A 21,561-nucleotide genomic window follows, 5' to 3' on the forward strand; every position below is an offset into this window, starting at 1 on the left:
AGGCCCCCCGTAGGCTGGGCGGGTGAATGCCGCCACCCTCCTCGCCGATCCCACCTTCGCCGCACCGCTGGTCGACGTCGTCGCCGGCAGGGTGCCGACGCTGGGACCAGACTTCCTCGACGCGGAGAAGCTCATCGAGAGCTTCGGGCGCTGGGCGCTCATCGGCGTCGTCGTCGTGGTGTTCATCGAGACGGGGCTGCTGTTCCCGTTCCTGCCCGGCGACAGCCTGCTGTTCACCGCCGGGATGCTCGTGGCGCAGGAGAACATCCACGTCCCGCTGTGGCTGCTCTGCCTGAGCATCTTCCTGGCCGCGTTCCTGGGCGACCAGCTCGCGTTCGCGATCGGGCGCAAGGCGGGCCCGAAGATCTTCAACCGCCCGGACTCGCGCTTCTTCAAGCAGCAGTACATCGACCAGACGTACGCGTACTTCGACAAGTACGGCGGCCGGACGATCATCGTCGCGCGGTTCATCCCGTTCGTGCGCACGTACGCCCCGGTCGCGGCCGGCGTCGGCCACATGAACTACCGGCACTTCGTCTCCTACAACGTCATCGGCGCCTTCCTCTGGGGCGTCGGCGTGACCGTGCTCGGCTACCTCCTCGGGAACGTGACGTTCATCAAGGAGAACATCGAGCTGATCCTCATCGGGATCGTCGGGCTGTCCGTCGTGCCGATCGCCGTCGAGCTGCTGCGAGCACGGAGCAAGAAGCGCGACGAGCGCTTCGACGAGCCGGCCGAGCGTGAGCGCGTCGCACGCGAGGACATCGAGGGATGACGCACCGCCCGCAGGACCGCGAGATCCACTCCTGGCTCACGGACATGGACGGCGTCCTCGTCCACGAGGGCAGCGCGCTGCCGGGAGCGCCCGAGTTCGTCCGCGCGCTGCGCGAGGCGGGCCGGCCGTTCCTCGTGCTGACCAACAACTCGATCTTCACGCCGCGCGACCTACGCGCACGGCTGGCCGCGTCCGGGATCGACGTGCCCGAGGGCTCGATCTGGACGTCGGCGCTCGCGACGGCGGACTTCCTCGCGGCGCAGGTGCCGAACGGCTCGGCGTATGCGATCGGCGAGGCCGGCCTGACGACGGCGCTGTACGAGGCCGGCTACACGCTCACCGAGTCCGACCCGGACTACGTCGTCCTCGGCGAGACGCGCACGTACTCCTTCGAGGCGATCACCAAGGCGGTGCGCCTCGTGCAGGGCGGTGCGCGCTTCATCGCGACGAACCCCGACGTCACCGGTCCGAGCGCCGAGGGCGACCTGCCCGCGACGGGCGCCGTCGCGGCCATGATCACGGCCGCGACCGGGCGCGAGCCGTACTTCGTCGGCAAGCCGAACCCGATGATGTTCCGCTCGGCGCTCAACCGGATCGACGCGCACTCCGAGACCACCGCGATGGTGGGCGACCGGATGGACACCGACGTCGTCGCCGGCATGGAGGCCGGCCTGCTGACGTACCTGGTCCTCACGGGCTCGACCCGTGCCGAGGACATCCACCGCTTCCCGTTCCGACCCAGCCACGTCGTCGACTCGGTCGCGGACCTCGTCGGACTGGTCTGAGCGACGGGCCGGTCGCGGAGCGACGCGGACGGGTCAGGCGAGGCCGAGGTCGACGAGGCCGAAGACGTGGTGGTACGGCACGCCGAGCGCCTCGATCTTCTCGCGCGCACCCGTCGCGCGGTCGACGATCACGGCGACGCCGAGCACCTCGGCACCCGCCTCGCGGGCGGCCTCGACCGCGGCGATCGGCGAGGCGCCCGTGGTCGAGGTGTCCTCGAGGACGACGACCCGGCGGCCGGCGACGTCAGGGCCTTCGATCCGCCGCTGCATGCCGTGGGCCTTCGCCTCCTTGCGCACGACGAACGCGTCGACGTCCTGCCCGCGCGACGCCGCGGCGTGCAGGATCGCCGTCGCGACCGGGTCGGCGCCGAGGGTGAGGCCGCCGACGGCGTCGATCTCGCCCGCCCCCAGGCCGGCCTCCTCGAGCAGGTCGAGCATCACGTGGCCGATGAGCGGCGCGGCGCGGTGGTGCAGCGTCACGCGACGCAGGTCCACGTAGTAGTCGGCCTCGCGGCCGGAGGAGAGGGTCACGCGCCCGTGCACGACGGCGAGCTCGGCGACGAGGTCGCGCAGCTGCTCGCGGGGCGTGGGGCGCAGGACGACGTCGTCGGTCGGGCGAGGGGTGGTCACGGCGCCAGGCTAGTGCGCCCGCCTCACGGGGAGGCTCTCAGTCCGCGGCCTCGTCGTTCACGACCGCCTCGCGGAGCCGGCGGTCGCCCGACAGCGCGCGGATCGCGGCGCGCGGGAGCAGCCGGGCGACCTCGGCGACCACGCCGTAGCGCAGGCTCGGTGTGGAGATGACGGCGCCGCGGCGCACGTCCGCGAGCGCTGCGGTCACGACGGCGTCCGCGTTGAGCCAGGCCAGCTCGGGGTACGCGTCGCGCTCGAGGCCGGCCCGGTCGTGGAACTCGGTGTGCACGAGCCCGGGGCACAGCGCGGTCGCGGTCACGCCCGTGCCCCGCAGCTCGACGGCGAGGGCCTCGGTGAAGCTGCGCACCCACGCCTTGTGCGCCGAGTACGTGCCCATCGCCGTGAGGGCCGCCACCGAGGAGACGTTGAGGACGGCGCCGCGGCCGCGCTCGACCATCGGGCCGACGGCGGCGTGCGAGAGCACCATGACGGCGCGCACCATGACGTCGAGCGCGCGCTCGTGGAGCTCGAGGTCCCCGCCGACGAACGGCTCCCCCAGCCCGAACCCGGCGTTGTTGACGACGAGGCCGACGGGGCGGTCCCGGTCGCGCAGGCGCTCGGCCACGCGCTCGACGGCCTCGCGGTCGGCGAGGTCGGCCGCGATCACCTCGGCGCGCACGCCCGCCGCCGCGCGGAGCTGACCCGCGAGGCGGTCGAGCCGCTCCCGGTCGCGGGCCACGAGGACGACGTCGTGCCGTGCGGTCGCGAGCTGCCAGGCGAACTCGAGCCCCAGGCCGGCGCTCGCTCCCGTGATCAGTGCCGTAGCCATGCAGGCCAGCCTACGTGCGGGCGCCCTCGCGACGAGGGAACCGGAGGTGAACGCGGACGGGAGAGGTTGGGGAGGCGTCGGGGACGCGTCGGGAGGGCGCGGCGCGGGCGTGTCGGGGGGCGCGGGTAGGTTGCGGCCATGCGGATCGCGACGTGGAACATCAACTCCGTCCGGGCCCGGGCGGACCGCGCGGTCGCGTGGCTCGAGCGCACGGGCACGGACGTGCTCGCGCTGCAGGAGACCAAGTGCTCGGACGCGCAGTTCCCGTACTCGGTGTTCGAGGCGGCCGGCTACGAGGTGGCGCACGTCGGGGTCAACCAGTGGAACGGCGTCGCCGTCGTGTCGCGCGTGGGCATCGAGGACGTGCAGGTCGGGTTCCCGGGGCAGCCCTCGTTCGGCGCGGACGGTCCCGTCGTCGAGGCGCGGGCGCTCGGCGCGACGTGCGGCGGCGTGCGCGTGTGGAGCCTCTACGTGCCGCACGGTCGGGCGGTCGGCGACCCGCACTACGTGTACAAGCTCGAGTGGCTCGCGCGGCTGCGTGAGGCCGCCCGCGCGTGGATCGACCCCGCGGGTGGGGACCCGGACGCCGCGATCGCGCTGCTCGGGGACTGGAACGTCATCCCGCTCGACACGGACGTGTGGGACGTGCGCGAGTTCGACGGGCACACCCACGTCACGCAGCCCGAGCGCGATGCCTTCTTCGCGTTCGCCGAGGCGGGCTTCACGGAGGTCTCGCGCACCTTCGTGCCCGACGAGCACACCTACACGTACTGGGACTACAAGCAGCTCGCCTTCCCGAAGAACAAGGGGCTGCGGATCGACTTCGCCTGGACGTCGCCGGCGCTCGCCGCGCGGGTCGCAGGCGTCTCGATCGACCGCCAGGAGCGCAAGGGCGCCGGACCCTCGGACCACGTGCCCGTGGTGCTCGAGGTCGCCTGAGTGGCGCGCGCGACCGGTCCCGCAGGCCAGTAGGTTCGACGCCGTGAGTGTTCCACCGTCCTCCCAGCCGCAGCCGGACCCGGCACCGGACGAGCCGCAGCCGTCGGGGCCCGCACCGGCACCGGGGCCCGCACCCGCACCGCGGCTGGCCGAGCTGTGGCCGACGAGCCCGCCCCCACCCGGCTCGGGTCCGGTGGACGAGCCGGTGGCCGGGTCGCCGCACGAGCAGGAGCACCCGCACACCCACGCGCACCGCTCGGGGTACCTCGCCGCGACCTACCCCGCCGAGGGCTTCGGCGCCCAGCCCGAGGAGCCGCCCGCGCCGTGGGTGCGACCGGCTCCCGGGGCGCCGGGTCCGTACCCCGGTGCGCCCGGCCCGTACCCGGGAGCGGCCGGCCCGTACCCCGGTGGACCCGGCCCGCACCCCGGTGGACCCGGCCCGCACCCCGGTGGACCCGGCCCGTACCCCGGCGCAGCCGGTCCGTACCCGGCGCCCGGGGCGCCGTACCCCGGCGCTCCCAGCCCGTACCCGGGCGCTCCTGGCCCCTACCCCGGAGCGCCGGGCACCTACCCGCCGCCCTCGGGGTACGCGGGCCCCACGCCCTACGGCACGCCCCCGTACGGGTGGGCTGCGCCCCCGCCGCCGTACGACGGGATGTCGATCGCGTCCCTCATGGTCGGGGCGGGCGGCCTGCTGACGTGCTTCGGCGTCGTGGTGGGGCCGGTGGCGCTCGGCCTCGGCATCGTCGGCATGCTGCGCACGCGTGACCGGGGCACGCGCGGGCGCGGTCTGGCGATCGCGGGGATCGTCACGGGCTCGATCGGGACGATCATCACGCTGCTGTTCCTCATCGGCCTCGCAGCCGACCCGCAGGGGTTCCTCCGATGAGCACCGGGACGGGCGGGTACTACCCGCAGGAGCCCTACTACGCCCCCGGCTGGTCCGCGCCCGCGGCGCCCGAGCCCCCGCGGCGCAGCCGCCGGGGTCGGTGGGTCGCCGTCGTCGCGATCGCGCTGCTCGTGCTCGGCCTGCTCACCTGGGGCCTCGTCACGCTGCGGCTCAGCATGCAGACGCGCACGCTCGGCGCCGTCGAGGAGCCCACGACGACGCACAGCCGCCGGCTCGACGTCGGCCACTGCCTCGCGACGCTCCCGGGCGACGGCGACGTCGCGAGCGTCGACCTCGTGCCGTGCGCGGACCCGCACGCGGCCGAGGTGGTCGGCGTGCACACGTTCCGGGCGGACGCGTGGCCGGGCCGCGACGCCGTCGAGGCCGACGCCGTCGCGGCGTGCGAGATGGACACGCGTCAGGCCGAGCTCGGCTTCCGCCCCGTCGTCTGGACGCCGTCGGAGTCGAGCTGGGGCCAGGGCGACCGCCGCGGCCTGTGCCTCGCCGCCCTGGACGAGGGCACGGCGCGCGGCTCCTTCACGACGGCGGACGACGTCACGGTCGACTGACCCGCCCCCCACTCCGCCCCGGACGGGGTCCGGAGGTCGCGGGATGCGACGGTCACGCGGCCGTGAGCACCAGCCCGCTGCGCTGCTCGGCACCCGGCTGCACGTCGAGGCCGGAGTCGTCGCGGTCGACCGTCACCGTGCCGCCGTCGTGCACCTCGCCCGCGAGCAGCATCCGCGCGAGGCGGTCGCCGATCTCGCGCTGCACGAGGCGTCGCAGCGGACGCGCGCCGTAGGCCGGGTCGAAGCCCTCGAGCGCGAGCCACTCGCGCGCGGCGGGCGTGACCTCGAGCGTGAGCCGCCGGTCCGCGAGCCGCTCGGCGAGCCGCGCGATCTGCAGGTCGACGATGCTGCCCAGCTCCTCGAGCGACAGCGCGTCGAAGAGCACGACGTCGTCGAGCCGGTTGAGGAACTCGGGCTTGAAGGCCGACCGGACGGCGCTCATGACGGCCTCGCGCTTGGCGCCCGCGTCCAGCAGCGGGTCGACGAGGAACTGCGACCCGAGGTTGGACGTCAGGACCAGGATCACGTTGCGGAAGTCGACCGTGCGGCCCTGACCGTCGGTGAGCCGCCCGTCGTCGAGCACCTGCAGCAGGATGTCGAACACCTCGGGGTGCGCCTTCTCGACCTCGTCGAGGAGCACGACCGAGTAGGGCCGACGGCGCACGGCCTCGGTGAGCTGACCGCCCTCCTCGTACCCGACGTAGCCGGGAGGTGCGCCGACGAGACGCGCGACCGAGTGCTTCTCGCCGTACTCCGACATGTCGATGCGGACCATCGCCCGCTCGTCGTCGAAGAGGAAGTCGGCGAGCGCCTTGGCGAGCTCCGTCTTGCCCACGCCCGTGGGTCCCAGGAAGAGGAAGGAGCCCGTCGGCCGGTCCGGGTCGGCGATGCCCGCGCGCGAGCGCCGGACCGCGTCCGACACGGCCGCGACGGCCTTCCGCTGGCCGATGAGGCGCTCGCCCAGCACGTCCTCCATCCGCAGCAGCTTCGCGGTCTCCCCCTCGAGCAGGCGCCCGGTCGGGATGCCCGTCCAGGCGGACACGACCTCGGCGATCTCGTCGGTGCCGACCTTCTCGGCGATCATCGGCGCCTCGGCCGGACCCTCGCCCGCGGGGCGGTTCTGCTCGGCCACCTCCGCCTCGGCGATCTCCTTCTCGACCGCCGGGATCTCGCCGTAGAGCAGGCGCGAGGCCGTCGCGAGGTCGCCCTCGCGCTGCGACCGCTCGGCCGCGACCTTGAGCTCGTCGAGGCGAACGCGCAGCTCGCCGACCCGGTTCTGGCCGGCCTTCTCGCGCTCCCAGCGCGCGGTGAGCGCAGCGAGCTCCTCGCGCCGGTCGGCGAGCTCGGCGCGCAGCTTCTCGAGCCGGTCGCGCGAGCCGGGGTCCGCCGTCTCGTCGCCGTCCGCGGCCTCGGCGAGGTACGACTCCTCCATGGTGAGGCGGTCGACGGCGCGACGGAGCGCGTCGATCTCGACCGGCGAGGAGTCGAGCTCCATCCGCAGGCGCGACGCGGCCTCGTCGACCAGGTCGATCGCCTTGTCGGGGAGCTGGCGCGCGGGGATGTAGCGGTCGGCGAGCGTGGCGGCCGCGACGAGCGCGGCGTCGGCGATGCCGACCTTGTGGTGGGCCTCGTAGCGCTCCTTGAGCCCGCGCAGGATCGCGACGGTGTCCTCGACCGACGGCTCGCCGACGAAGACCTGCTGGAACCGCCGCTCGAGCGCCGGGTCCTTCTCGATCCGCTCGCGGAACTCGTCGAGCGTCGTCGCACCGACCATGCGCAGCTCACCGCGCGCGAGCATGGGCTTGAGCATGTTGCCCGCGTCCATCGACCCTTCCGACGCGCCCGCGCCGACGACGGTGTGCAGCTCGTCGATGAAGGTGACGACCTCGCCGTCGGACGCCTTGATCTCCTCCAGCACCGCCTTGAGGCGCTCCTCGAACTCGCCGCGGTACTTCGCGCCCGCGACCATCGAAGCGAGGTCGAGCGCGATGAGGCGCTTGCCGCGCAGGGACTCCGGCACGTCGCCCGCGACCATGCGCTGGGCGAGGCCCTCGACCACGGCGGTCTTGCCGACGCCCGGCTCGCCGATGAGGACGGGGTTGTTCTTGGTGCGCCGCGAGAGCACCTGGACGACGCGGCGGATCTCGGCGTCGCGGCCGATCACCGGGTCGAGCCGGCCCTCGCGCGCGGAGGCCGTGAGGTCGACGCCGTACTTCTCGAGCGCCTTGTAGGTGCCCTCGGGGTCCGGCGTCGTCACGCGGGCGGAGCCGCGGACCGTGGGCAGCGCGGCCGCGAGCGCGTCGCGCGTCGCGCCCGCGGAGTGCAGGGCCTGTGCGGCCGGGGACTGCCCGGCGGCGATCCCGAGGAGCAGGTGCTCGGCCGAGACGTACTCGTCGCCGAGCGCGGTCGCCTCCTGGCCCGACGCCGTGATCACCGCGGACATCGCGCGCGACGGCGACGGCTGGGACACCGTCCCGCCCGAGGCGGAGGGGAGCGTGGCCCTCAGGGCGCCGACGCGCTGCGCGAGCGCCGCACGGTCGACGCCGACGGCGTCGAGCAGCGCGGTCGCGACCCCGCCCGGCTGGGCGAGGAGCGCCTCGAGGAGGTGCACCGGCTCGAGCTGGGGGTTCCCGGCCGCCGACGCAGCCTGGATCGCCGCAGCGAGAGCCTCCTGCGACTTGGTCGTGAACTTCTGGTCCATCGGTGTCGTGCCCTTCGTCCTGTCCTGCCGGTGGGTCCGTCGACCCTCAGCGGGTTCAACGCGACCAGACTTGAGTCTATTCCGCTCAACTCTGATCCGCGACCGCCTGGCGAGGCGGTCCCGGGCACTCCCCGTCCGGGACGCGGCCTCGCCGTCCTGGGCCTCACGTCCCTCGCCACGCCGTGCCCCTCCCGGCAGGATGGGGGTCGGCCGGGAACCGGCCGCGACCCCGAGAGGAGGCACCCGTGCCGATCATCGTCGGCTGGACGCCCACGCCCGAGGGCGACGCCGCCCTGACCCACGCGATCGCCGAGGCCTCCGCCCACGGCTCCGAGCTGATGGTCGTCAACGTCTCCCCGACGAGCGACCCGTCGTCGGCCACCTTCGCGAGCGACCACGAGATGACGGCCGCTCGAGGCCGGCTCGACGAGTCGGGCGTGCCGTACACGCTCCGCCAGCTCGTCCGCGGCAAGGACGTCGCCGAGGAGATCGTCGACCTCGCGGGCGAGCTCGACGCCGAGCTCGTCGTGATCGGTCTGCGCTCCCGCAGCCCCGTCGGCAAGCTGCTCCTCGGCAGCCGCTCCCAGTCGATCCTGCTCGACGCCCCGTGCCCGGTCCTGGCGGTCAAGGCCAAGAAGCCGGCCTGACCGCTCACTCCCCACAGACGCGGACGCAGACGCAGACTGGAGCGTTCCCGTGGGACACGCGGGCGTGTCACCACGGGAACGCTCCGGTGTGCGGGCGGACGGGTGGGTCAGTCCGTGCTGCGGACGATGGTGCGGATCCCGACCGCGAGGCCGACGGCGGCCGTGGCGAGCGCGGCCACGAAGCCCTGCAGCGCCGTCGTGCCGAGGTCCCCGGCGAACAGCGCGCGCTCCGCGTCGACCACGTACGCGACCGGGTTGAGGCTCGCCGCGACCTGCATCCAGCGCGGGCCGGCGTCGATCGGCAGCAGCATCCCGGACAGGATCATCGCCGGGAACAGCACCGTCTGCTGGACCATCCAGAACATCCACTCCTGCTTGCGGACGGCGATCGCGAGCGCGTAGCTGAGCGACCCGAGCCCGACGCCGAGCAGCGCGAGCAGCAGCAGGCCGAGTGGACCGCCGACGGGGTCGACGGAGAACCCGAACGGCAGCATGACCGCGATCACGAGCAGCGACTGCGCGACGACGGGTGCCATCTCCTTGAGCGAGCGCCCGACGAGCTGCGCCGACCGTGCCAGGGGTGTCACCAGGAGCCGCTCGTGCGCGCCGGTCTGCATCTCGAACTGGAGGTTGGACCCGGTCGTCGACGTCCCGAAGAGGGTCGTCATGACCAGGATCGCGGGCACGAACCACTGCCAGACGTCCGGCCCGATGGCGTCGGAGCCGCCCGTCGAGCCCACGAGCAGCGGACCGAACAGGCCCAGGAAGACCAGCGGCTGGACCAGCCCGAACACGAGGCCGAACGGCTCGCGGACGACCGGCCGCAGCTCGCGGGCCATGACGAGCCCGACGTCACGGGCCCAGCTGCGCCGGACGTCGGGCGTCCCGAGGTCGACGGTCCGGGCGGCGATCGGGGCGTGCGTGGTGCTCATGCTGCGTCCTTCCCGGCGGCGCGGTCGCCGTCGTGGGTCTCGGGTCCTTCGCGGAGGCTGCGGCCCGTGAGGGCCAGGAAGACGTCGTCGAGCGTCGGGCTGGTCGAGCGCGCACCGACGACGTCGACCGCGGCGCGGTCGGCCCCACGCACCAGCTCGACGACGGCCGCGTCGCCGTCGGCCACGCGCGCCGTGACGGTCGCGCCGTCGACGTGCACCTCGCGCGCACCCGGGAGGGCCGCGACGAGCGTCGCGAGGCGCGGCGCCTCGGCGGACGCCGCGGCCTGCACGGTGACGCGGTCCCCCGCCAGGTCGCGCTTGAGGGCGCGCGGCGTGTCGTCCGCGATGACCCGGCCGTGGTCGACGACGACGACGCGCTCGGCCATCGTGTCCGCCTCGTCGAGGTAGTGCGTGGTCAGGACGAGCGTCATGGCGTGCTCGCGGCGCAGCCGCACGATGTGCTCCCACAGGTTCGCGCGGTTGTGCGGATCCAGCCCGGTCGACGGCTCGTCCAGGAAAAGCAGCCGGGGCGCGTGGACGAGCCCGAGCGCGACGTCGAGCCGGCGCCGCTGACCGCCCGAGAGGTCCGAGACCTTGCGGCTCGAGAGGTCGGTGAGGTCGAGCGCCTCGAGCAGCTCACCCGTCCGGCGCCGTGCGGCACGCCGGTCGAGGCCGTAGATCACGCCCTGGGTCGTCAGCTCGTCGGCGGCGCGCTGCTGGTGGCCCGCGCCGTTGCCCTGGCCGACGTAGCCGATGTGCCGGCGCACCTGCGCCGGCTGCCGCACGACGTCGAAGCCGGCGACCTCGGCCGTGCCCGCCGTGGGCCGGATGAGGCTCGTCAGCATGCGCATGGTGGTCGTCTTGCCGGCGCCGTTGGGGCCGAGCACGGCCACGAGCTCGCCGGGTGCGACGTCGAGGTCGATGCCGCGGACCGCGTGGACGGTCTGCGTGCGGCACACCGTGAAGTCCTTGGTGAGCCCGCGGGTCCGGATCATGTCTGCTCCTTCGTTTCGGGACACCTCCACTCTCCGCCGGGTAGCGGCCAGATCCTGTCCGCTACCTGGAGCAGAATCGCGGGCATGAGCTCGCCGTCGGCACGCCTCCTCTCGCTGCTCTCGCTGCTCCAGTCGCGTCGCGACTGGCCGGGCGGCACGCTCGCGGACCGGCTCGGCGTCAGCGACCGGACGGTGCGCCGGGACGTCGACCGCCTGCGCGAGCTCGGCTACCCCGTGCTCGCGACGAAGGGGCCGGACGGCGGCTACCGGCTCGAGGCCGGCACGTCGATGCCACCGCTGCTCTTCGACGACGAGCAGGCGGTCGCGGTCACGGTCGCGCTGCAGACCGCGGCGACGGGGGTCGACGGGCTCGACGACGCCGCGCTCCGGGCGCTGACCACGGTGCGCCAGGTCATGCCGGCGCGGCTGCGAGCGCGGGTGGATGCGCTCCAGGTCACGGCGGTGTCGCGTCCCCGCCGCATCGCCGTCGACGCCGAGCGCCTGCTCGCCGTGGGGGCGGCGGTGCGCTCCCGCGAGGTGCTCCGGTTCGACTACGAGTCGACCGGCGGCGGCGAGGCGGACCGGCCGCCTCGGCGGGTGGAGCCCCACCACCTGGTCACGTGGGGCGCCCGCTGGTACCTGGTCGGGTGGGACCTCGAGCGCGCGGACTGGCGCACGTTCCGCGTCGACCGGATGACGCCGCGGACGCCGACCGGCCCGCGGTTCACGCCGCGTCCGCTGCCGGCCGACGACGTCGCCGCCTGGATCGCGGAGCGCTTCACGGCGACGCGATGGCCGTGCACCGGCGAGGCGGTGCTGCACGCGGACGCCGCGAGCATCACCCGGTGGGCGGGCGGGCAGGCCGTCGTCGAGCCGCTCGCGGCGGACCGCTGCCGCGTCGTCGCGGGCTCGTGGTCCTGGCAGGGGCTGGCGGCGTGGCTCGGGCTGTTCGGCTGCGACGTCGACGTCGTCGGTCCCGCCGAGCTGCGCGACGCCACGCGCGAGCTGGCCGACCGCTACGCGCGCGCGGCAGGGCCCGACGGCGACCGCGCGCCTCACCCGACCGGCGCGTGACGCGCCCGGCCCACCGCGCCAGGATGGTCGGGCGCCCACGCGACCGACGCGCGGCCCCGCGCGACCGACGCCCCGACAGGAGCACCGTGACCCTTCCTGCGACCGAGCCCGGCCCCGACCGCCGACCCGGCGACGGCGCGGCGCCGCGCGACGTGCCCGGCGACTGGCGCCCCGACGTGCTCGGCGAGGACTGGGAGGCGCTGACCCTGCCGCTCCGCCCCGACGAGCAGGGCGAGGGCGTCGCCACGCTGGTCCGCCGCCGGAGCCCGCGGCACCGCCGCGCGGTGCTGTACGTGCACGGGTACGTGGACTACTTCTTCCAGCGGCACCTCGGCGAGGCGTGGGAGGAGATGGGCTACAGCTTCTACGCGCTCGACCTGCGTGCGTACGGACGGTCGCTGCTGCCGCACCAGATCCCCAACTACACGACCGAGCTCGCCACGCACGCGGAGGAGCTCGAGCTGGCCGTGCGGCTGCTGCGCGACGCGGGCCACACGGTCGTCGTCGGCCACGGGCACTCGACGGGCGGTCTGATCCTGAGCCTGTGGGCGCACGCCCGCCGGGGCAGTGGCGTCGTCGACGCGCTCGTGCTCAACAGCCCGTGGTTCGACCTCAACCGGGGCTGGGTCGACCGGGTTCTGACGACCCGCGCGGTCGACGTGATCGGCGGGGTCGCGCCGCGCGTCGTCGTCGGGCAGGTCAGCCACCACTACGGCGAGGGCCTCCACCGGGACTCGGGCGGCGCGTGGGACTACGACCTGACCCTGAAGCCGCACCGAGGGTTCGGCGTCCGCGCCGGCTGGATCCGGAGCGTCCGGCGCGCGCACCACGCCGTCGCCCGCGGGCTCGCGGTGGACGTCCCGGTGCTGGTCTGCACGAGCGACGCGACCGGCCCGGCCGACCGGCTGCACGACGCGCTGGACCGCACGGACAGCGTGCTCGCCGTCGAGCACATCCTCGAGCGTGCGCCGCGGCTCGGCCCGGACGTCACGGTGGTCCAGGTGCCCGGGGGCATCCACGACCTCGCGCTGTCCGCCGAGCCGGCCCGCCGGACGTACCTCGACGCGATCCGGACCTTCCTGCGCGAGCGGCTGCCGGAGGCGTGAACGCACCGACCCCGGCCACCACAGGCGGCCGGGGTCGGGGATGCAGGGTGCTGCGTCAGCGGTTCGCGCCCTCGAGGGTGCTCGTGAGGCCACCGGCCTCGTCGACCGCGAGGCAGAGGATCTCGCGGTCCTCGAGCTCGGACCAGCTCATCTCCGAGGGGCCGATCGACTGGAAGTAGATCTCCGACTCGTCGTAGGACATCCCGATGAACGACTCGAACTCGGTGTAGCAGAACTCGTCGGCCGCGGCCGTGATCGCCTCGTCGCCCGGCCACTCGCCGTCGTCCATGGTCGTGGAGGCGTAGATCTCGGTGTCGTGCGGCTCGGAGCACGGGACGGTCGGGACCGTCTCGATCTCGTTGCCGAGCTCGGCCGAGATCATGCAGTCGCCGACGGCGATGCTGAAGACGTCGGCGTCGCTGGCCTCGGTGATCTCGCCGGTCTCCTCGTCGCGCACGGCGGCCTCGGGGCCGCAGGCGGACAGGGTCAGTGCGGCCGCTACGAGCGTGACGGCAGCGGCGGACGTACGTGTGATGCGCATGGGTTCCCCTCGGTGTCGACAGGCACCCGTGCGCCTGGCGGGCGGAGCCTACCGATCAACGAACGCCCCGTGCGCGCACCACCGCGTGTGCGGACGGGTGAAACCTGCGACGGGTACCGTGCGGGCGACCCCGTTCCCCGCCCGCAGCTGCGAGACCCCATGCCCGAGCCCGGCTTCTCCTTCGGCGCCCCGACGCCGCACGGGCCGCTGCGCACCTTCCACCCGCGCCGCGCGCCGCTCGGTCCGGCCCGCCGGGACGCGCTCGAGCGGCTGTGGCCGGAGCTGGGTCTCTCCGTGCACGACGCCGCCTCGCGCGACGGCGCGCTGGACCGGCGCGCCCTGTTCGGCCGCGACGCGCCGCTCGTCGTCGAGATCGGCTCGGGCATGGGTGAGGCCGTCGCCGCGATGGCGGCGGCGGACCCGGGGCGCGACTACCTCGCGGTCGAGGCGCACCTGCCGGGCATCGCCAACCTGCTGCTCCGGCTCGAGGCGGCCGGCATCGGCAACGTGCGGGTCGCGCACGGCGACGCGCTCGAGCTGCTGCGCCGCTGCGTCCCCGAGGCGTCCCTGGACGCCGTGCACGTCTTCTTCCCCGACCCGTGGCCGAAGGCACGGCACCACAAGCGGCGGATCATCGCGCCCGAGCACGTCGCGCTCCTGCGCTCGCGCCTCGTCCCCGGCGGCGTGCTGCACTGCGCGACCGACTGGCTCCCGTACGCCGAGGTCATGCTCGAGGTGCTGGGCGCGGACCCGGGGCTCGAGAACCCCTACGGCGGCTTCGCGCCACGGCCGGCGCACCGCCCCGTGACGCACTTCGAGCAGCGCGGGCTCGACCTCGGTCACGAGGTGCGCGACGTCGTCGTCCGCCGCACCACCCGCTGACCCCAGCGCCCCCGAGCCCTCGCGCCCCGTCCGCCGGCCAGCCCTGCGGCGGTCGCGGCGGCTCCCGCGAGCATCCGTGCAGATACCGGCGTCAGTTCCGTGCCGCAACGCCCACGAGCTCGAACGCGAACATCTGGACCGGGCGGGCGGACGGGGTGCCGCGCCTGGTGGCGCCGCGGAGGCGGGGTCAGCCGGAGGTGAGGGCGGCGCGCGGGTGGTCGGCTAGCGCTGGGACTTCATGAGGGAGCCGACGACGCCGCCTGCGGGGTCGCTGACGATGCACAGCAGCTCGCGGTCCCGGAGCTGGTCCCACGACTCGGCGGTCGGGTAGAGGTAGGTGAAGCCGAGCTGGGAGTCCTCGTACGCGGTGCCGACGAACCTGCTGAACTCGCCGTAGCAGAAGTCGTCGGCCTCGGCCATGGCCCGCTTCTCGCCAGGGAACTCCGACCCGGTCATCTGGCTGACGGCGTACGCCTCGCTGTCGTGCGGGCTGGCGCACGGCGTCACGTGGACGGTCCAGACCTCGACCGTCTCGTCCTCGGGCGCGTCCCAGTCGAGCGTCAGGCAGTCGCCGACCCGCAGGCTCATCGCGTCGACGTCGCCCTCCTCGACGATCGCGCCCGAGCCGTCGCGCACGGGCTGGGGCGCCTCGCCCGCGAGCACGTCGCCCAGCACGGCGCAGCCGCTGAGGCCCAGGGCGAGCGCGGCCGCAGCAGCGAGCGTGCGTGCCGCGCCTGCCGCGCGCGTGACGCCTGCCGCGCGCGTGACGCCGGCCGTTCCCGTGACGCCGGGCGTTCCCGTGACGCGTGCCGTACTCATGACCACCCCTGCTCGAGCTCGCGACCGGGCAGGCGCACCGGGCGGCCGCACGCTACCGACCGGCCACGCGCCGTCGGCAGAGCCGTCCGGCTGGTCCGCCGGGTGAACCTCAGGCAGTCACCTCGTCAGCGACCACGCACGTCGTCCGCCGCCGACCAGCCGTCGACCCGTCAGGTCGTCGCGGCGAGCAGCACGGTGCCGTCGCTCGCGCGGAGCTCGACCTCGACGATCTCGTCGCGCCGCAGGAGGGTCGAGGCCGGGACCGTCACCTCACGGTCGGAGACCGCGCCCCACGTGGCCACCTCCTCCGTGTTGCCGGCGGCGTCGCGGAGCACGAGCGCGTACCAGGGCGCAGGCCCCGGCTCCCCGTACTGCCCGTCCCCGTCACCCGAACCGGAGCCGGAGCCGCCACCGTGCCGGCAGACCAGGTCGATGCGCGTCCCCCAGGCGACCTCGTCGAGCCGGACGGTGGCGGTCACGGCCGTGTCGACGACGGGGCTGAGCTCGATCGCCTCCCCCGCGACCGGCACGGTCTCGACCGTGCGCCACGGCACCGGTACCGGGCTCCCCGGCAGGACGAGCAGCGCGGCGACGGCGGCCGCCGCCGCCAGCCCGACCGCGGCCCAGCGCCGACGACGTCGCACGGCCTCCTCGCGCCGCGCGACCCGCAGCAGGTCCGCGAGGAGCAAGGCGGGCGGCTCGTGGTCGACCCGGAACGCCTCGTGGCCGAGGCCCGCGCCCGCGGCGACGTCGCTCACGAGCTCGGCCGGCACCTGGTCGAGCAGGGCCGGGATCGCGGCGACCTCGTCGACCGCGGTCCGGCACTCGGCGCACGTGCGCAGGTGGGCCTCGAACGCGTCCCGCTCGCGCCGGTCGAGCGCGCCGACGACGTACGCGCCGGCGTCGGCGTCCCACCGCTCGTGGCTCACCGGGTCACCCCCATCTCCTGAAGCACGAGCCGCAGCGAGCGCAGCGCGTAGTGCGTCCGGGACTTGACGGTGCCCTCCGGGACACCGAGCTGGCGCGCGGCCTCGGCAACCGACCGGCCGCGGTAGTAGCAGAGCAGGATCACCTGGCGGTGCTCGACGGAGAGCCGCGCGAGCGCGTCGGCCACGAGCCAGCCCTCGAGCATCTCGTCGGTGCGCGACGCGTCGGGCTCGCGCGGCTCGGGCACCTCGTCCGCGAGCACCTCCCGCCGTGACCGCCCCGAGCGCCACTCGTCGATGACCAGGTGGCGCGCCACGGTGAACAACCACGCCCGGGTCGCGCCGCTCGAGCCCTCGAGCACCCGCGGCGAGCGCCAGGCGCGCAGCAGCGTCTCCTGCACGACGTCCTCGGCGTGCGCCCGGTCGCCACCGGTGAGGCGCAGCACGTACCCCCACAGGGCCTTGGCGTGCTCCCCGTGCAGGGCGATCATGAGGTCCGACGCGCTCACGGTCACGGCGCGCTCACCGACATGCTGGCCTCTCGCGGCACCTGCGGAGGGACGGATGTGCCAGACCAGTGAACCAGAGCGCCGTCTGCTGCGTCCCTAGGGGTGACAGCGGTGGAGCCCGGCGGCCGCAGCGGCCGGCCGGGACCGACGGCGGAGGAGACCAGCATGGACGCCAGGACGTACGCAGGACGCCGGACCATCGGCAACGCGGCGCGGGGCCTCGCGGCGGCCTCGGTGCTGCTCTCGGCCGTCGTGCACCTCGACCTCTGGACGCTCGGGCTGAGCGCCCACCCCGTCCTCGGGCCGGGCTTCATGGCGACGTTCGTGGGCGGACTCGTCGTCGCGGTCGCGCTCCTGGTCTGGGACCACTGGCTGCCCGTGCTCGCGGCGATCGGGTTCGGCGCGGCGACGCTCGCGGCGTACGTCATGGCGCTCACGGTCGGGTTCCTCGGCGTGCAGGAGGCCGGTGGGGGGACGCCCGCGGTGCTGTCGCTCGTGTCCGAGTCGGCGGCCGTCGTCCTCGGCCTGGTGGCACTCGTGGCCGAGCGAGGGGTGCGCCGCCGGTCCGCCGACGACGCCTCCCCCGCCCGCACGCGTGCCGCGGGGCTCACGCCTCCACGACCTGCCCGTCCCTGACCTCGACCGCGACGGCGTCGAGGGGGCGCGTGGCCGGGCCCATGACGGGCTCACCCGTGTCCAGGTGGAACGCCGAGGCGTGGCACGGGCACTTGAGCTCGCCCTCGCCGGGCGCGACCGCGCAGCCCTGGTGCGTGCACACCGAGCTGAAGCACCGCACCTCGCCCTCCGTCGGCTGGGTCACGAGGACCGTGTCCCCCGCGCTCGTGGTCGCGACGACGGCGCCGCCCACGGGCACGTCCGCGAGCGCGACGAGGCCCCCTGAGCCCGACCCCTCGCCGTCGCCACCGGCCGCGTCGCCTGTCGGCGTCCCACCGCCGTCGCCACCGCCGGGCGCGCACGCCACGAGGGCGACCGCCCCGGCCGCGGCCACCGACCCCGCGAGGAAGGCTCTGCGCGACGCCCCGCCGTGCCGTGCGCAGGCTCCCGCGCACGTCGCCGCGACGACGTCGTCCCTCTCGACCGTCTCCGTCATGCCCTGCCCCTCTCGTGAACACGCTTCCGTCGTCCAGATATACGCAGCGGGCACCGGGATGGTTCACGTCCGTCGCGGGGTCCCTGCCGAATGCGACGGGCGGGCGCCCACGATGCCGTGACCTGCGCCACTGCACGCCGTGCGTCCGGGTGAACGGGGGTCGGATCACCCTCTTGCGTGCTCAACCCGCTCGCAGAAGTCCCGATGACCAGGGTGTGACTGCGAATGTGACCTCGACGACCGCCCCCGAGCGCGACGCCCTCGTGGCGCGCCTGGAGGCACAGCTGGCCGACACGCGGCTCCAGCTCGAGGACGCCCTCCGTCAGCGCTGTGCGGCCGAGACCCGGGCCCGGACCGCCGAGGCCGCGATCCTCGCGGTGCGCTCGGTGGTCGCCGCCGTCTCCTGACCGCGCCCGCCGTCGGAGCCCGGCCCCGACGCCGCCGTCGGAGACCTACTCGAACGCGCGGTTGGCGAGGTCCTCGAAGATCAGCAGCGTGTGCGTCGTGAGCACGCCGGGGATGCCCTGGAGCACGTCGAGCACCACGCGCCGCAGCGTCTCGTTGTCCGTCGTTCGCACGAGCAGGATGACGTCGGCGTCGCTGCCGCCGACGAGCGCCATGTGCTTGACCTCCGGGACGTGCCGCAGCCGCTCGGTGAGGTCGCGCCACGAGTTCTGCCGCACGGTCAGCGTCACGTAGGCCGACGTCCCGAGCCCGCTGCGCAGCGGGTTCACGACGGCGGTGAAGCCCTCGAGCACACCCGCCTCGCGCAACCGCTCGATCCGGCTGTAGGCGTGCCCGCGGGACACGTTCACCTTCTCCGCGAGCGCCCGCACGGAGATCCGGCCGTCGACCGTCAGCTCGTGCAGGATGCGCCGGTCCGTCTCGTCGAGGACGACGTCGTCCATCTGTCTCTCCCAGCCCGCCGGCAAGGGGTGGCGGAGATCACACTGTAGCCGGGGCCTCGGTCCCGGCGGCCGAGTGTCACGAGTACGGCCCTCGGCGACATCACATCGGTCACGACGGGCCATGATCTGAGCAGGCTCTCAGCGTGGAGGTGCTCGATGTCGTCGTCCCTGGAGTCCGTCCTGGACACTGTCCGGCTGATCGACCCGGACGGCTCCCCCGTGCCGCCGGACCGCTACCCGTCGGACCGGTACGCGATCCCCGCCGACGCCGACCTCGTCGCCCGGTACCGCTCGATGGTGCTGGGCCGGCGGATCAACGACCAGGCGAGCGCGCTCACGCGCCAGGGCCGGCTCGCGGTCTACCCCTCCTCGCACGGCCAGGAGGCGTGCCAGGTCGCGGCCGCTGCGGCGCTGCGGCCCGGCGACTGGCTCTTCCCGACCTATCGCGACACGGTCGCGGTCATGGAGCGCGGGGTCGACCCTGTCGAGATCCTCACGTGGCTCAAGGGTGACCGGCACTGCGCCTACGACCCGCTCGAGCACCACGTCGCGCCGCAGACGACGCCGCTCGCCACGCAGCTCCTGCACGCGGTGGGCGTCGCGCACGCCGGGCGGCTGCAGGGTCAGGACGTCGTCGCCATGGCCCTGTGCGGCGACGGCGCCACGAGCGAGGGCGACTTCCACGAGGCGCTGAACTTCGCCGCCGTCTTCCGCGCGCCCGTCGTCTTCCTCGTGCAGAACAACAAGTACGCGATCTCGGTCCCGCTCTCGCGGCAGACGGCGGCGCCGTCGCTCGCGCACAAGGGCGTCGGCTACGGCGTGCCGGCGGTCCTCGTGGACGGCAACGACGTCGCCGCGCTCGACGCCGTGCTGCGCGAGGCGGTCGCGCACGCCGCGGCCGGCGGCCGGCCGGTGCTCGTGGAGGCCGACACGTACCGCGTCCAGGCGCACACGAACGCCGACGACCCGACGCGCTACCGGACCGAGGCGGAGGTCGAGGAGTGGCGCCCGCGCGACCCGATCGCCCGGCTGCGCACCTACCTGCGCGCCCGCGGCGCGCTCGACGACGCGCAGGAGGCGACGATCACGGCCGAGGCCGAGGCGCTCGCGGCGACCGTGCGCGACGGCGTCTCGCACGGGCCGGCGCCCGACCCGGACGACCTCTTCGAGCACGTGTTCAGCGCGATGACCCCGCAGCTGCGGGCGCAGCGCGACCTGCTCCGCGAGGAGCTCGTCGCGGAGGGAGCGGACCGATGACCAAGATGACGATGGTGGGCGCGCTCAACGCGGCCCTGCGCGACGCGATGGTCGAGGACCCGCGGGTCGTCGTGTTCGGCGAGGACGTCGGCCCGCTGGGCGGCGTCTTCCGCGTGACCGACGGCCTGACCGCCGAGTTCGGCGAGGACCGGTGCTTCGACACGCCGCTCGCCGAGTCCGGCATCGTCGGGATGGCGATCGGGATGGCGATGAACGGCATGCGCCCGGTCGTCGAGATGCAGTTCGACGCGTTCGCGTACCCCGCGTTCGAGCAGGTCGCGAGCCACCTCGCCAAGATCGGCAACCGCACGCACGGCAAGGTGCGCCTGCCCGTCGTCGTGCGGATCCCCTACGGCGGCGGCATCGGCGGGGTCGAGCACCACTGCGACTCGTCCGAGGCGTACTACGCCCACACCCCCGGGCTCACGGTCGTCACGCCGGCGACCAACGAGGACGCCTACGGCCTGCTCCGCGCGGCCATCGCCGGGAGCGACCCGGTGATCTTCTTCGAGCCGAAGAAGCAGTACTTCACGAAGGAGGAGGTCGACGTCACGGCGGACGTGCCGCCGATCGGCCGGGCGGTGGTGCGCCGCGAGGGCACCGACGCCACGCTCATCGCCTACGGGCCGGCCGTGCCGGTCGCGCTCGCCGCGGCCGAGCAGGCGCAGCGCGAGGGCCGCAGCCTCGCGGTGGTCGACGTCCGCTCGATCGTCCCGTTCGACGACGCGACCGTGACCGCCGCGGTGCGCGCGACGGGACGCGCCGTCGTCGTCGCCGAGGCGCAGGGCTTCGCGTCCGTGGCGTCCGAGATCGTGGCGCGCGTGACGGAGCAGTGCTTCCACCACCTCGCCGCGCCCGTGCGACGCGTGACGGGCTTCGACATCCCGTTCCCGCCGCCCAAGCTCGAGCGGCACCACCTGCCGTCGGTGAACCGCATCCTCGACACCGTCGACGAGCTGCAGTGGGACGAGTCGTGACCGAGGTCTTCACGCTGCCGGACCTGGGCGAGGGCCTCGAGGAGGCCGAGCTCGTCCGGTGGCTCGTGCGGGTGGGCGACACGGTCGCGGTGGACGGGCCGGTCGCCGAGGTCGAGACGGCCAAGGCGATGGTCGAGGTCCCGTGCCCGTACGCGGGCGTGGTCGCGCGTCTGCACGGCGAGGCGGGCGACGTCATCGCGGTCGGGTCGCCGTTGGTCTCGGTCGACCCTGCGGCCGCGCCGACGGCCGAGCCCGAGCCCGAGCCCGTGGTCGAGCGCGCCGCCGAGCCCGTGGCGGCGAGCACCGGCTCGGGCAACGTGCTCATCGGCTACGGCACGTCCGACGCTCCGGTCGCGGGGGCGGGCCGGCGTGCCCTGCGCCGTGCGGCGGCTCGCGCCGGGCACGACGAGCGCACCGAGCACCAGGTGCTCCGCGAGGCGGACGCGAGCCGCGTGGGCGCGAGCGGAGCGGGCACGCGCAGCGCTGGCGTCAGCACGGGACGCCCGGAGCGGAGGACGATCGCCGTCGCCTCGCCGATCGTCCGGTCGCTCGCCAAGGCGCACGACGTCGACCTCGCCCGGCTCGACGGGACCGGCCCGGGCGGCGTGATCACGCGCAGCGATGTCGAGCGTGCAGCGCGCCAGGCCGAGTGCGGGCGGGTCCAGGCGACGCGTCCCGCCGCCGCCGTCGCACGGCACGACGCGGCGACGGACGGCACCCCGGCCGCCGCTCCGGCTCCGGCTCCGGCTCCGGCTCCGGC

The 21,561-nt window shown here is 74.6% G+C and carries 25 protein-coding genes; 14 read left to right on the forward strand and 11 right to left on the reverse strand.

Going from position 1 to position 21,561, the window contains the following annotated elements:
• Positions 1 to 22 precede the first annotated feature (22 nt).
• Complete coding sequence (locus tag ICW40_RS08255) at positions 23 to 775, forward strand: DedA family protein (RefSeq protein WP_308121706.1); 753 nt, start codon at positions 23 to 25, stop codon at positions 773 to 775.
• Positions 772 to 1,560: an HAD-IIA family hydrolase gene (locus ICW40_RS08260; RefSeq protein WP_221653353.1), complete on the forward strand. Its 789-nt coding sequence runs from the start codon at positions 772 to 774 to the stop codon at positions 1,558 to 1,560. The genes ICW40_RS08255 and ICW40_RS08260 overlap by 4 nt, the downstream gene beginning before the upstream one ends.
• Positions 1,561 to 1,593: 33 nt before the next feature.
• On the opposite strand, the gene pyrE is transcribed toward ICW40_RS08260, so the two are convergent.
• Both pyrE and ICW40_RS08270 read right to left on the reverse strand, forming a co-directional pair.
• Positions 1,594 to 2,190 carry an orotate phosphoribosyltransferase gene (pyrE, locus tag ICW40_RS08265; RefSeq protein ID WP_308121707.1) on the reverse strand — a complete coding sequence of 199 codons (597 nt, stop codon included), beginning with the start codon at positions 2,188 to 2,190 and terminating at the stop codon, positions 1,594 to 1,596.
• 37 nt (positions 2,191 to 2,227) lie between these two features.
• Positions 2,228 to 3,019, reverse strand: a complete 792-nt coding sequence (locus ICW40_RS08270; RefSeq protein WP_221653354.1) for an SDR family NAD(P)-dependent oxidoreductase — start codon at positions 3,017 to 3,019, stop codon at positions 2,228 to 2,230.
• Positions 3,020 to 3,157: 138 nt separating this feature from the next.
• On the opposite strand from ICW40_RS08270, the gene ICW40_RS08275 reads away from it, so the two are divergent.
• The 3 genes from ICW40_RS08275 to ICW40_RS08285 are packed head-to-tail and all read left to right on the forward strand — an operon-like array spanning position 3,158 to position 5,416.
• Positions 3,158 to 3,958, forward strand: a complete 801-nt coding sequence (locus ICW40_RS08275; protein ID WP_221653355.1) for an exodeoxyribonuclease III — start codon at positions 3,158 to 3,160, stop codon at positions 3,956 to 3,958.
• Between the two features lie 43 nt (positions 3,959 to 4,001).
• Positions 4,002 to 4,847, forward strand: a complete 846-nt coding sequence (locus ICW40_RS21495; RefSeq protein ID WP_221653356.1) for a DUF4190 domain-containing protein — start codon at positions 4,002 to 4,004, stop codon at positions 4,845 to 4,847.
• Positions 4,844 to 5,416 carry a septum formation family protein gene (locus tag ICW40_RS08285; protein ID WP_221653357.1) on the forward strand — a complete coding sequence of 191 codons (573 nt, stop codon included), beginning with the start codon at positions 4,844 to 4,846 and terminating at the stop codon, positions 5,414 to 5,416. Before ICW40_RS21495 ends, ICW40_RS08285 begins: the two co-directional genes overlap by 4 nt.
• 52 nt (positions 5,417 to 5,468) lie before the next feature.
• Here ICW40_RS08285 and clpB read toward each other — a convergent pair whose 3' ends face one another.
• Complete coding sequence (gene clpB, locus ICW40_RS08290; RefSeq protein ID WP_221653358.1) at positions 5,469 to 8,117, reverse strand: ATP-dependent chaperone ClpB; 2,649 nt, start codon at positions 8,115 to 8,117, stop codon at positions 5,469 to 5,471.
• Between the two features lie 245 nt (positions 8,118 to 8,362).
• On the opposite strand from clpB, the gene ICW40_RS08295 reads away from it, so the two are divergent.
• Entirely contained in the window at positions 8,363 to 8,764 is a 402-nt protein-coding gene (locus tag ICW40_RS08295; RefSeq protein WP_221653359.1) for a universal stress protein, read from the forward strand.
• A 107-nt stretch (positions 8,765 to 8,871) separates the two neighbouring features.
• On the opposite strand, the gene ICW40_RS08300 is transcribed toward ICW40_RS08295, so the two are convergent.
• Positions 8,872 to 9,696, reverse strand: coding sequence for an ABC transporter permease (locus ICW40_RS08300; RefSeq protein WP_221653360.1), 825 nt, complete (start codon positions 9,694 to 9,696; stop codon positions 8,872 to 8,874).
• Entirely contained in the window at positions 9,693 to 10,691 is a 999-nt protein-coding gene (locus tag ICW40_RS08305) for an ATP-binding cassette domain-containing protein (protein WP_221653361.1), read from the reverse strand. The genes ICW40_RS08300 and ICW40_RS08305 overlap by 4 nt, the downstream gene beginning before the upstream one ends.
• Before the next feature lie 84 nt (positions 10,692 to 10,775).
• Here ICW40_RS08305 and ICW40_RS08310 point away from each other — a divergent pair, with 84 nt between their 5' ends.
• The gene (locus ICW40_RS08310) at positions 10,776 to 11,765 is read left to right on the forward strand and encodes a helix-turn-helix transcriptional regulator (protein ID WP_221653362.1); all 990 of its coding nucleotides are present in this window, start codon (positions 10,776 to 10,778) and stop codon (positions 11,763 to 11,765) included.
• Between the two features lie 86 nt (positions 11,766 to 11,851).
• Entirely contained in the window at positions 11,852 to 12,871 is a 1,020-nt protein-coding gene (locus ICW40_RS08315; RefSeq protein WP_308121708.1) for an alpha/beta hydrolase, read from the forward strand.
• Between the two features lie 55 nt (positions 12,872 to 12,926).
• Here the strand turns inward: ICW40_RS08315 and ICW40_RS08320 are convergent, their stop codons facing one another.
• On the reverse strand, positions 12,927 to 13,412 hold the full coding sequence (locus ICW40_RS08320; protein ID WP_221653364.1) for a septum formation family protein: 486 nt from the start codon (positions 13,410 to 13,412) through the stop codon (positions 12,927 to 12,929).
• Between the two features lie 159 nt (positions 13,413 to 13,571).
• Here ICW40_RS08320 and trmB point away from each other — a divergent pair, with 159 nt between their 5' ends.
• Entirely contained in the window at positions 13,572 to 14,294 is a 723-nt protein-coding gene (gene trmB, locus ICW40_RS08325) for a tRNA (guanosine(46)-N7)-methyltransferase TrmB (RefSeq protein WP_221653365.1), read from the forward strand.
• A gap of 222 nt (positions 14,295 to 14,516) precedes the next feature.
• Here the strand turns inward: trmB and ICW40_RS08330 are convergent, their stop codons facing one another.
• The 3 genes from ICW40_RS08330 to ICW40_RS08340 all read right to left on the reverse strand — a co-directional run bounded on the left by ICW40_RS08330 (position 14,517) and on the right by ICW40_RS08340 (position 16,554).
• A complete protein-coding gene (locus ICW40_RS08330; RefSeq protein WP_221653366.1) occupies positions 14,517 to 15,113 on the reverse strand; it encodes a septum formation family protein in 597 nt (198 codons plus the stop codon).
• 170 nt (positions 15,114 to 15,283) lie between these two features.
• Positions 15,284 to 16,042, reverse strand: coding sequence for an anti-sigma factor family protein (locus ICW40_RS08335; protein WP_221653367.1), 759 nt, complete (start codon positions 16,040 to 16,042; stop codon positions 15,284 to 15,286).
• Positions 16,039 to 16,554: a sigma-70 family RNA polymerase sigma factor gene (locus ICW40_RS08340; RefSeq protein WP_308121709.1), complete on the reverse strand. Its 516-nt coding sequence runs from the start codon at positions 16,552 to 16,554 to the stop codon at positions 16,039 to 16,041. The genes ICW40_RS08335 and ICW40_RS08340 overlap by 4 nt, the downstream gene beginning before the upstream one ends.
• A gap of 159 nt (positions 16,555 to 16,713) precedes the next feature.
• On the opposite strand from ICW40_RS08340, the gene ICW40_RS08345 reads away from it, so the two are divergent.
• Positions 16,714 to 17,184 (forward strand): hypothetical protein, encoded by a 471-nt coding sequence (locus tag ICW40_RS08345; RefSeq protein ID WP_221653368.1) that lies wholly within the window; start codon positions 16,714 to 16,716, stop codon positions 17,182 to 17,184.
• Here ICW40_RS08345 and ICW40_RS08350 read toward each other — a convergent pair.
• Entirely contained in the window at positions 17,156 to 17,659 is a 504-nt protein-coding gene (locus ICW40_RS08350) for a Rieske (2Fe-2S) protein (RefSeq protein ID WP_221653369.1), read from the reverse strand. The genes ICW40_RS08345 and ICW40_RS08350 overlap by 29 nt on opposite strands.
• A 227-nt stretch (positions 17,660 to 17,886) precedes the next feature.
• Between ICW40_RS08350 and ICW40_RS08355 the strand changes: the two genes are divergently transcribed.
• Entirely contained in the window at positions 17,887 to 18,066 is a 180-nt protein-coding gene (locus ICW40_RS08355) for a hypothetical protein (RefSeq protein WP_221653370.1), read from the forward strand.
• Positions 18,067 to 18,111: 45 nt separating this feature from the next.
• Here the strand turns inward: ICW40_RS08355 and ICW40_RS08360 are convergent, their stop codons facing one another.
• Entirely contained in the window at positions 18,112 to 18,567 is a 456-nt protein-coding gene (locus tag ICW40_RS08360) for an Lrp/AsnC family transcriptional regulator (RefSeq protein WP_221653371.1), read from the reverse strand.
• 156 nt (positions 18,568 to 18,723) lie between these two features.
• Here ICW40_RS08360 and pdhA point away from each other — a divergent pair, with 156 nt between their 5' ends.
• The 3 genes from pdhA to ICW40_RS08375 form a co-directional block, all read left to right on the forward strand.
• Positions 18,724 to 19,824: a pyruvate dehydrogenase (acetyl-transferring) E1 component subunit alpha gene (gene pdhA / locus ICW40_RS08365; protein WP_221653372.1), complete on the forward strand. Its 1,101-nt coding sequence runs from the start codon at positions 18,724 to 18,726 to the stop codon at positions 19,822 to 19,824.
• The gene (locus tag ICW40_RS08370; protein ID WP_221653373.1) at positions 19,821 to 20,801 is read left to right on the forward strand and encodes an alpha-ketoacid dehydrogenase subunit beta; all 981 of its coding nucleotides are present in this window, start codon (positions 19,821 to 19,823) and stop codon (positions 20,799 to 20,801) included. The genes pdhA and ICW40_RS08370 overlap by 4 nt, the downstream gene beginning before the upstream one ends.
• Positions 20,798 to 21,561 (forward strand): biotin/lipoyl-containing protein (locus ICW40_RS08375; RefSeq protein ID WP_221653374.1); only part of this gene is annotated, 764 nt, incomplete at its 3' end. The genes ICW40_RS08370 and ICW40_RS08375, both read left to right, overlap by 4 nt.

This window comes from Actinotalea ferrariae, assembly GCF_019733465.1.
In the GTDB taxonomy this organism is placed as follows: Bacteria; Actinomycetota; Actinomycetes; order Actinomycetales; family Cellulomonadaceae; genus Actinotalea; species Actinotalea ferrariae_A.

Bases quoted from the DNA above. Each gene is read 5' to 3' on its own strand.
- ICW40_RS08260 (WP_221653353.1), top strand. From the start codon at position 772: ATGACGCACCGCCCGCAGGACCGCGAGATCCACTCCTGGCTCACGGAC.
- ICW40_RS08270 (WP_221653354.1), bottom strand. From the start codon at position 3,019: ATGGCTACGGCACTGATCACGGGAGCGAGCGCCGGCCTGGGGCTCGAG.
- ICW40_RS08275 (WP_221653355.1), top strand. From the start codon at position 3,158: ATGCGGATCGCGACGTGGAACATCAACTCCGTCCGGGCCCGGGCGGAC.
- ICW40_RS08285 (WP_221653357.1), top strand. From the start codon at position 4,844: ATGAGCACCGGGACGGGCGGGTACTACCCGCAGGAGCCCTACTACGCC.
- clpB (WP_221653358.1), bottom strand. From the start codon at position 8,117: ATGGACCAGAAGTTCACGACCAAGTCGCAGGAGGCTCTCGCTGCGGCG.
- ICW40_RS08300 (WP_221653360.1), bottom strand. From the start codon at position 9,696: ATGAGCACCACGCACGCCCCGATCGCCGCCCGGACCGTCGACCTCGGG.
- ICW40_RS08305 (WP_221653361.1), bottom strand. From the start codon at position 10,691: ATGATCCGGACCCGCGGGCTCACCAAGGACTTCACGGTGTGCCGCACG.
- ICW40_RS08310 (WP_221653362.1), top strand. From the start codon at position 10,776: ATGAGCTCGCCGTCGGCACGCCTCCTCTCGCTGCTCTCGCTGCTCCAG.
- ICW40_RS08320 (WP_221653364.1), bottom strand. From the start codon at position 13,412: ATGCGCATCACACGTACGTCCGCCGCTGCCGTCACGCTCGTAGCGGCC.
- trmB (WP_221653365.1), top strand. From the start codon at position 13,572: ATGCCCGAGCCCGGCTTCTCCTTCGGCGCCCCGACGCCGCACGGGCCG.
- ICW40_RS08330 (WP_221653366.1), bottom strand. From the start codon at position 15,113: ATGAGTACGGCACGCGTCACGGGAACGCCCGGCGTCACGGGAACGGCC.
- ICW40_RS08345 (WP_221653368.1), top strand. From the start codon at position 16,714: ATGGACGCCAGGACGTACGCAGGACGCCGGACCATCGGCAACGCGGCG.
- ICW40_RS08350 (WP_221653369.1), bottom strand. From the start codon at position 17,659: ATGACGGAGACGGTCGAGAGGGACGACGTCGTCGCGGCGACGTGCGCG.
- ICW40_RS08360 (WP_221653371.1), bottom strand. From the start codon at position 18,567: ATGGACGACGTCGTCCTCGACGAGACGGACCGGCGCATCCTGCACGAG.
- pdhA (WP_221653372.1), top strand. From the start codon at position 18,724: ATGTCGTCGTCCCTGGAGTCCGTCCTGGACACTGTCCGGCTGATCGAC.
- ICW40_RS08370 (WP_221653373.1), top strand. From the start codon at position 19,821: ATGACCAAGATGACGATGGTGGGCGCGCTCAACGCGGCCCTGCGCGAC.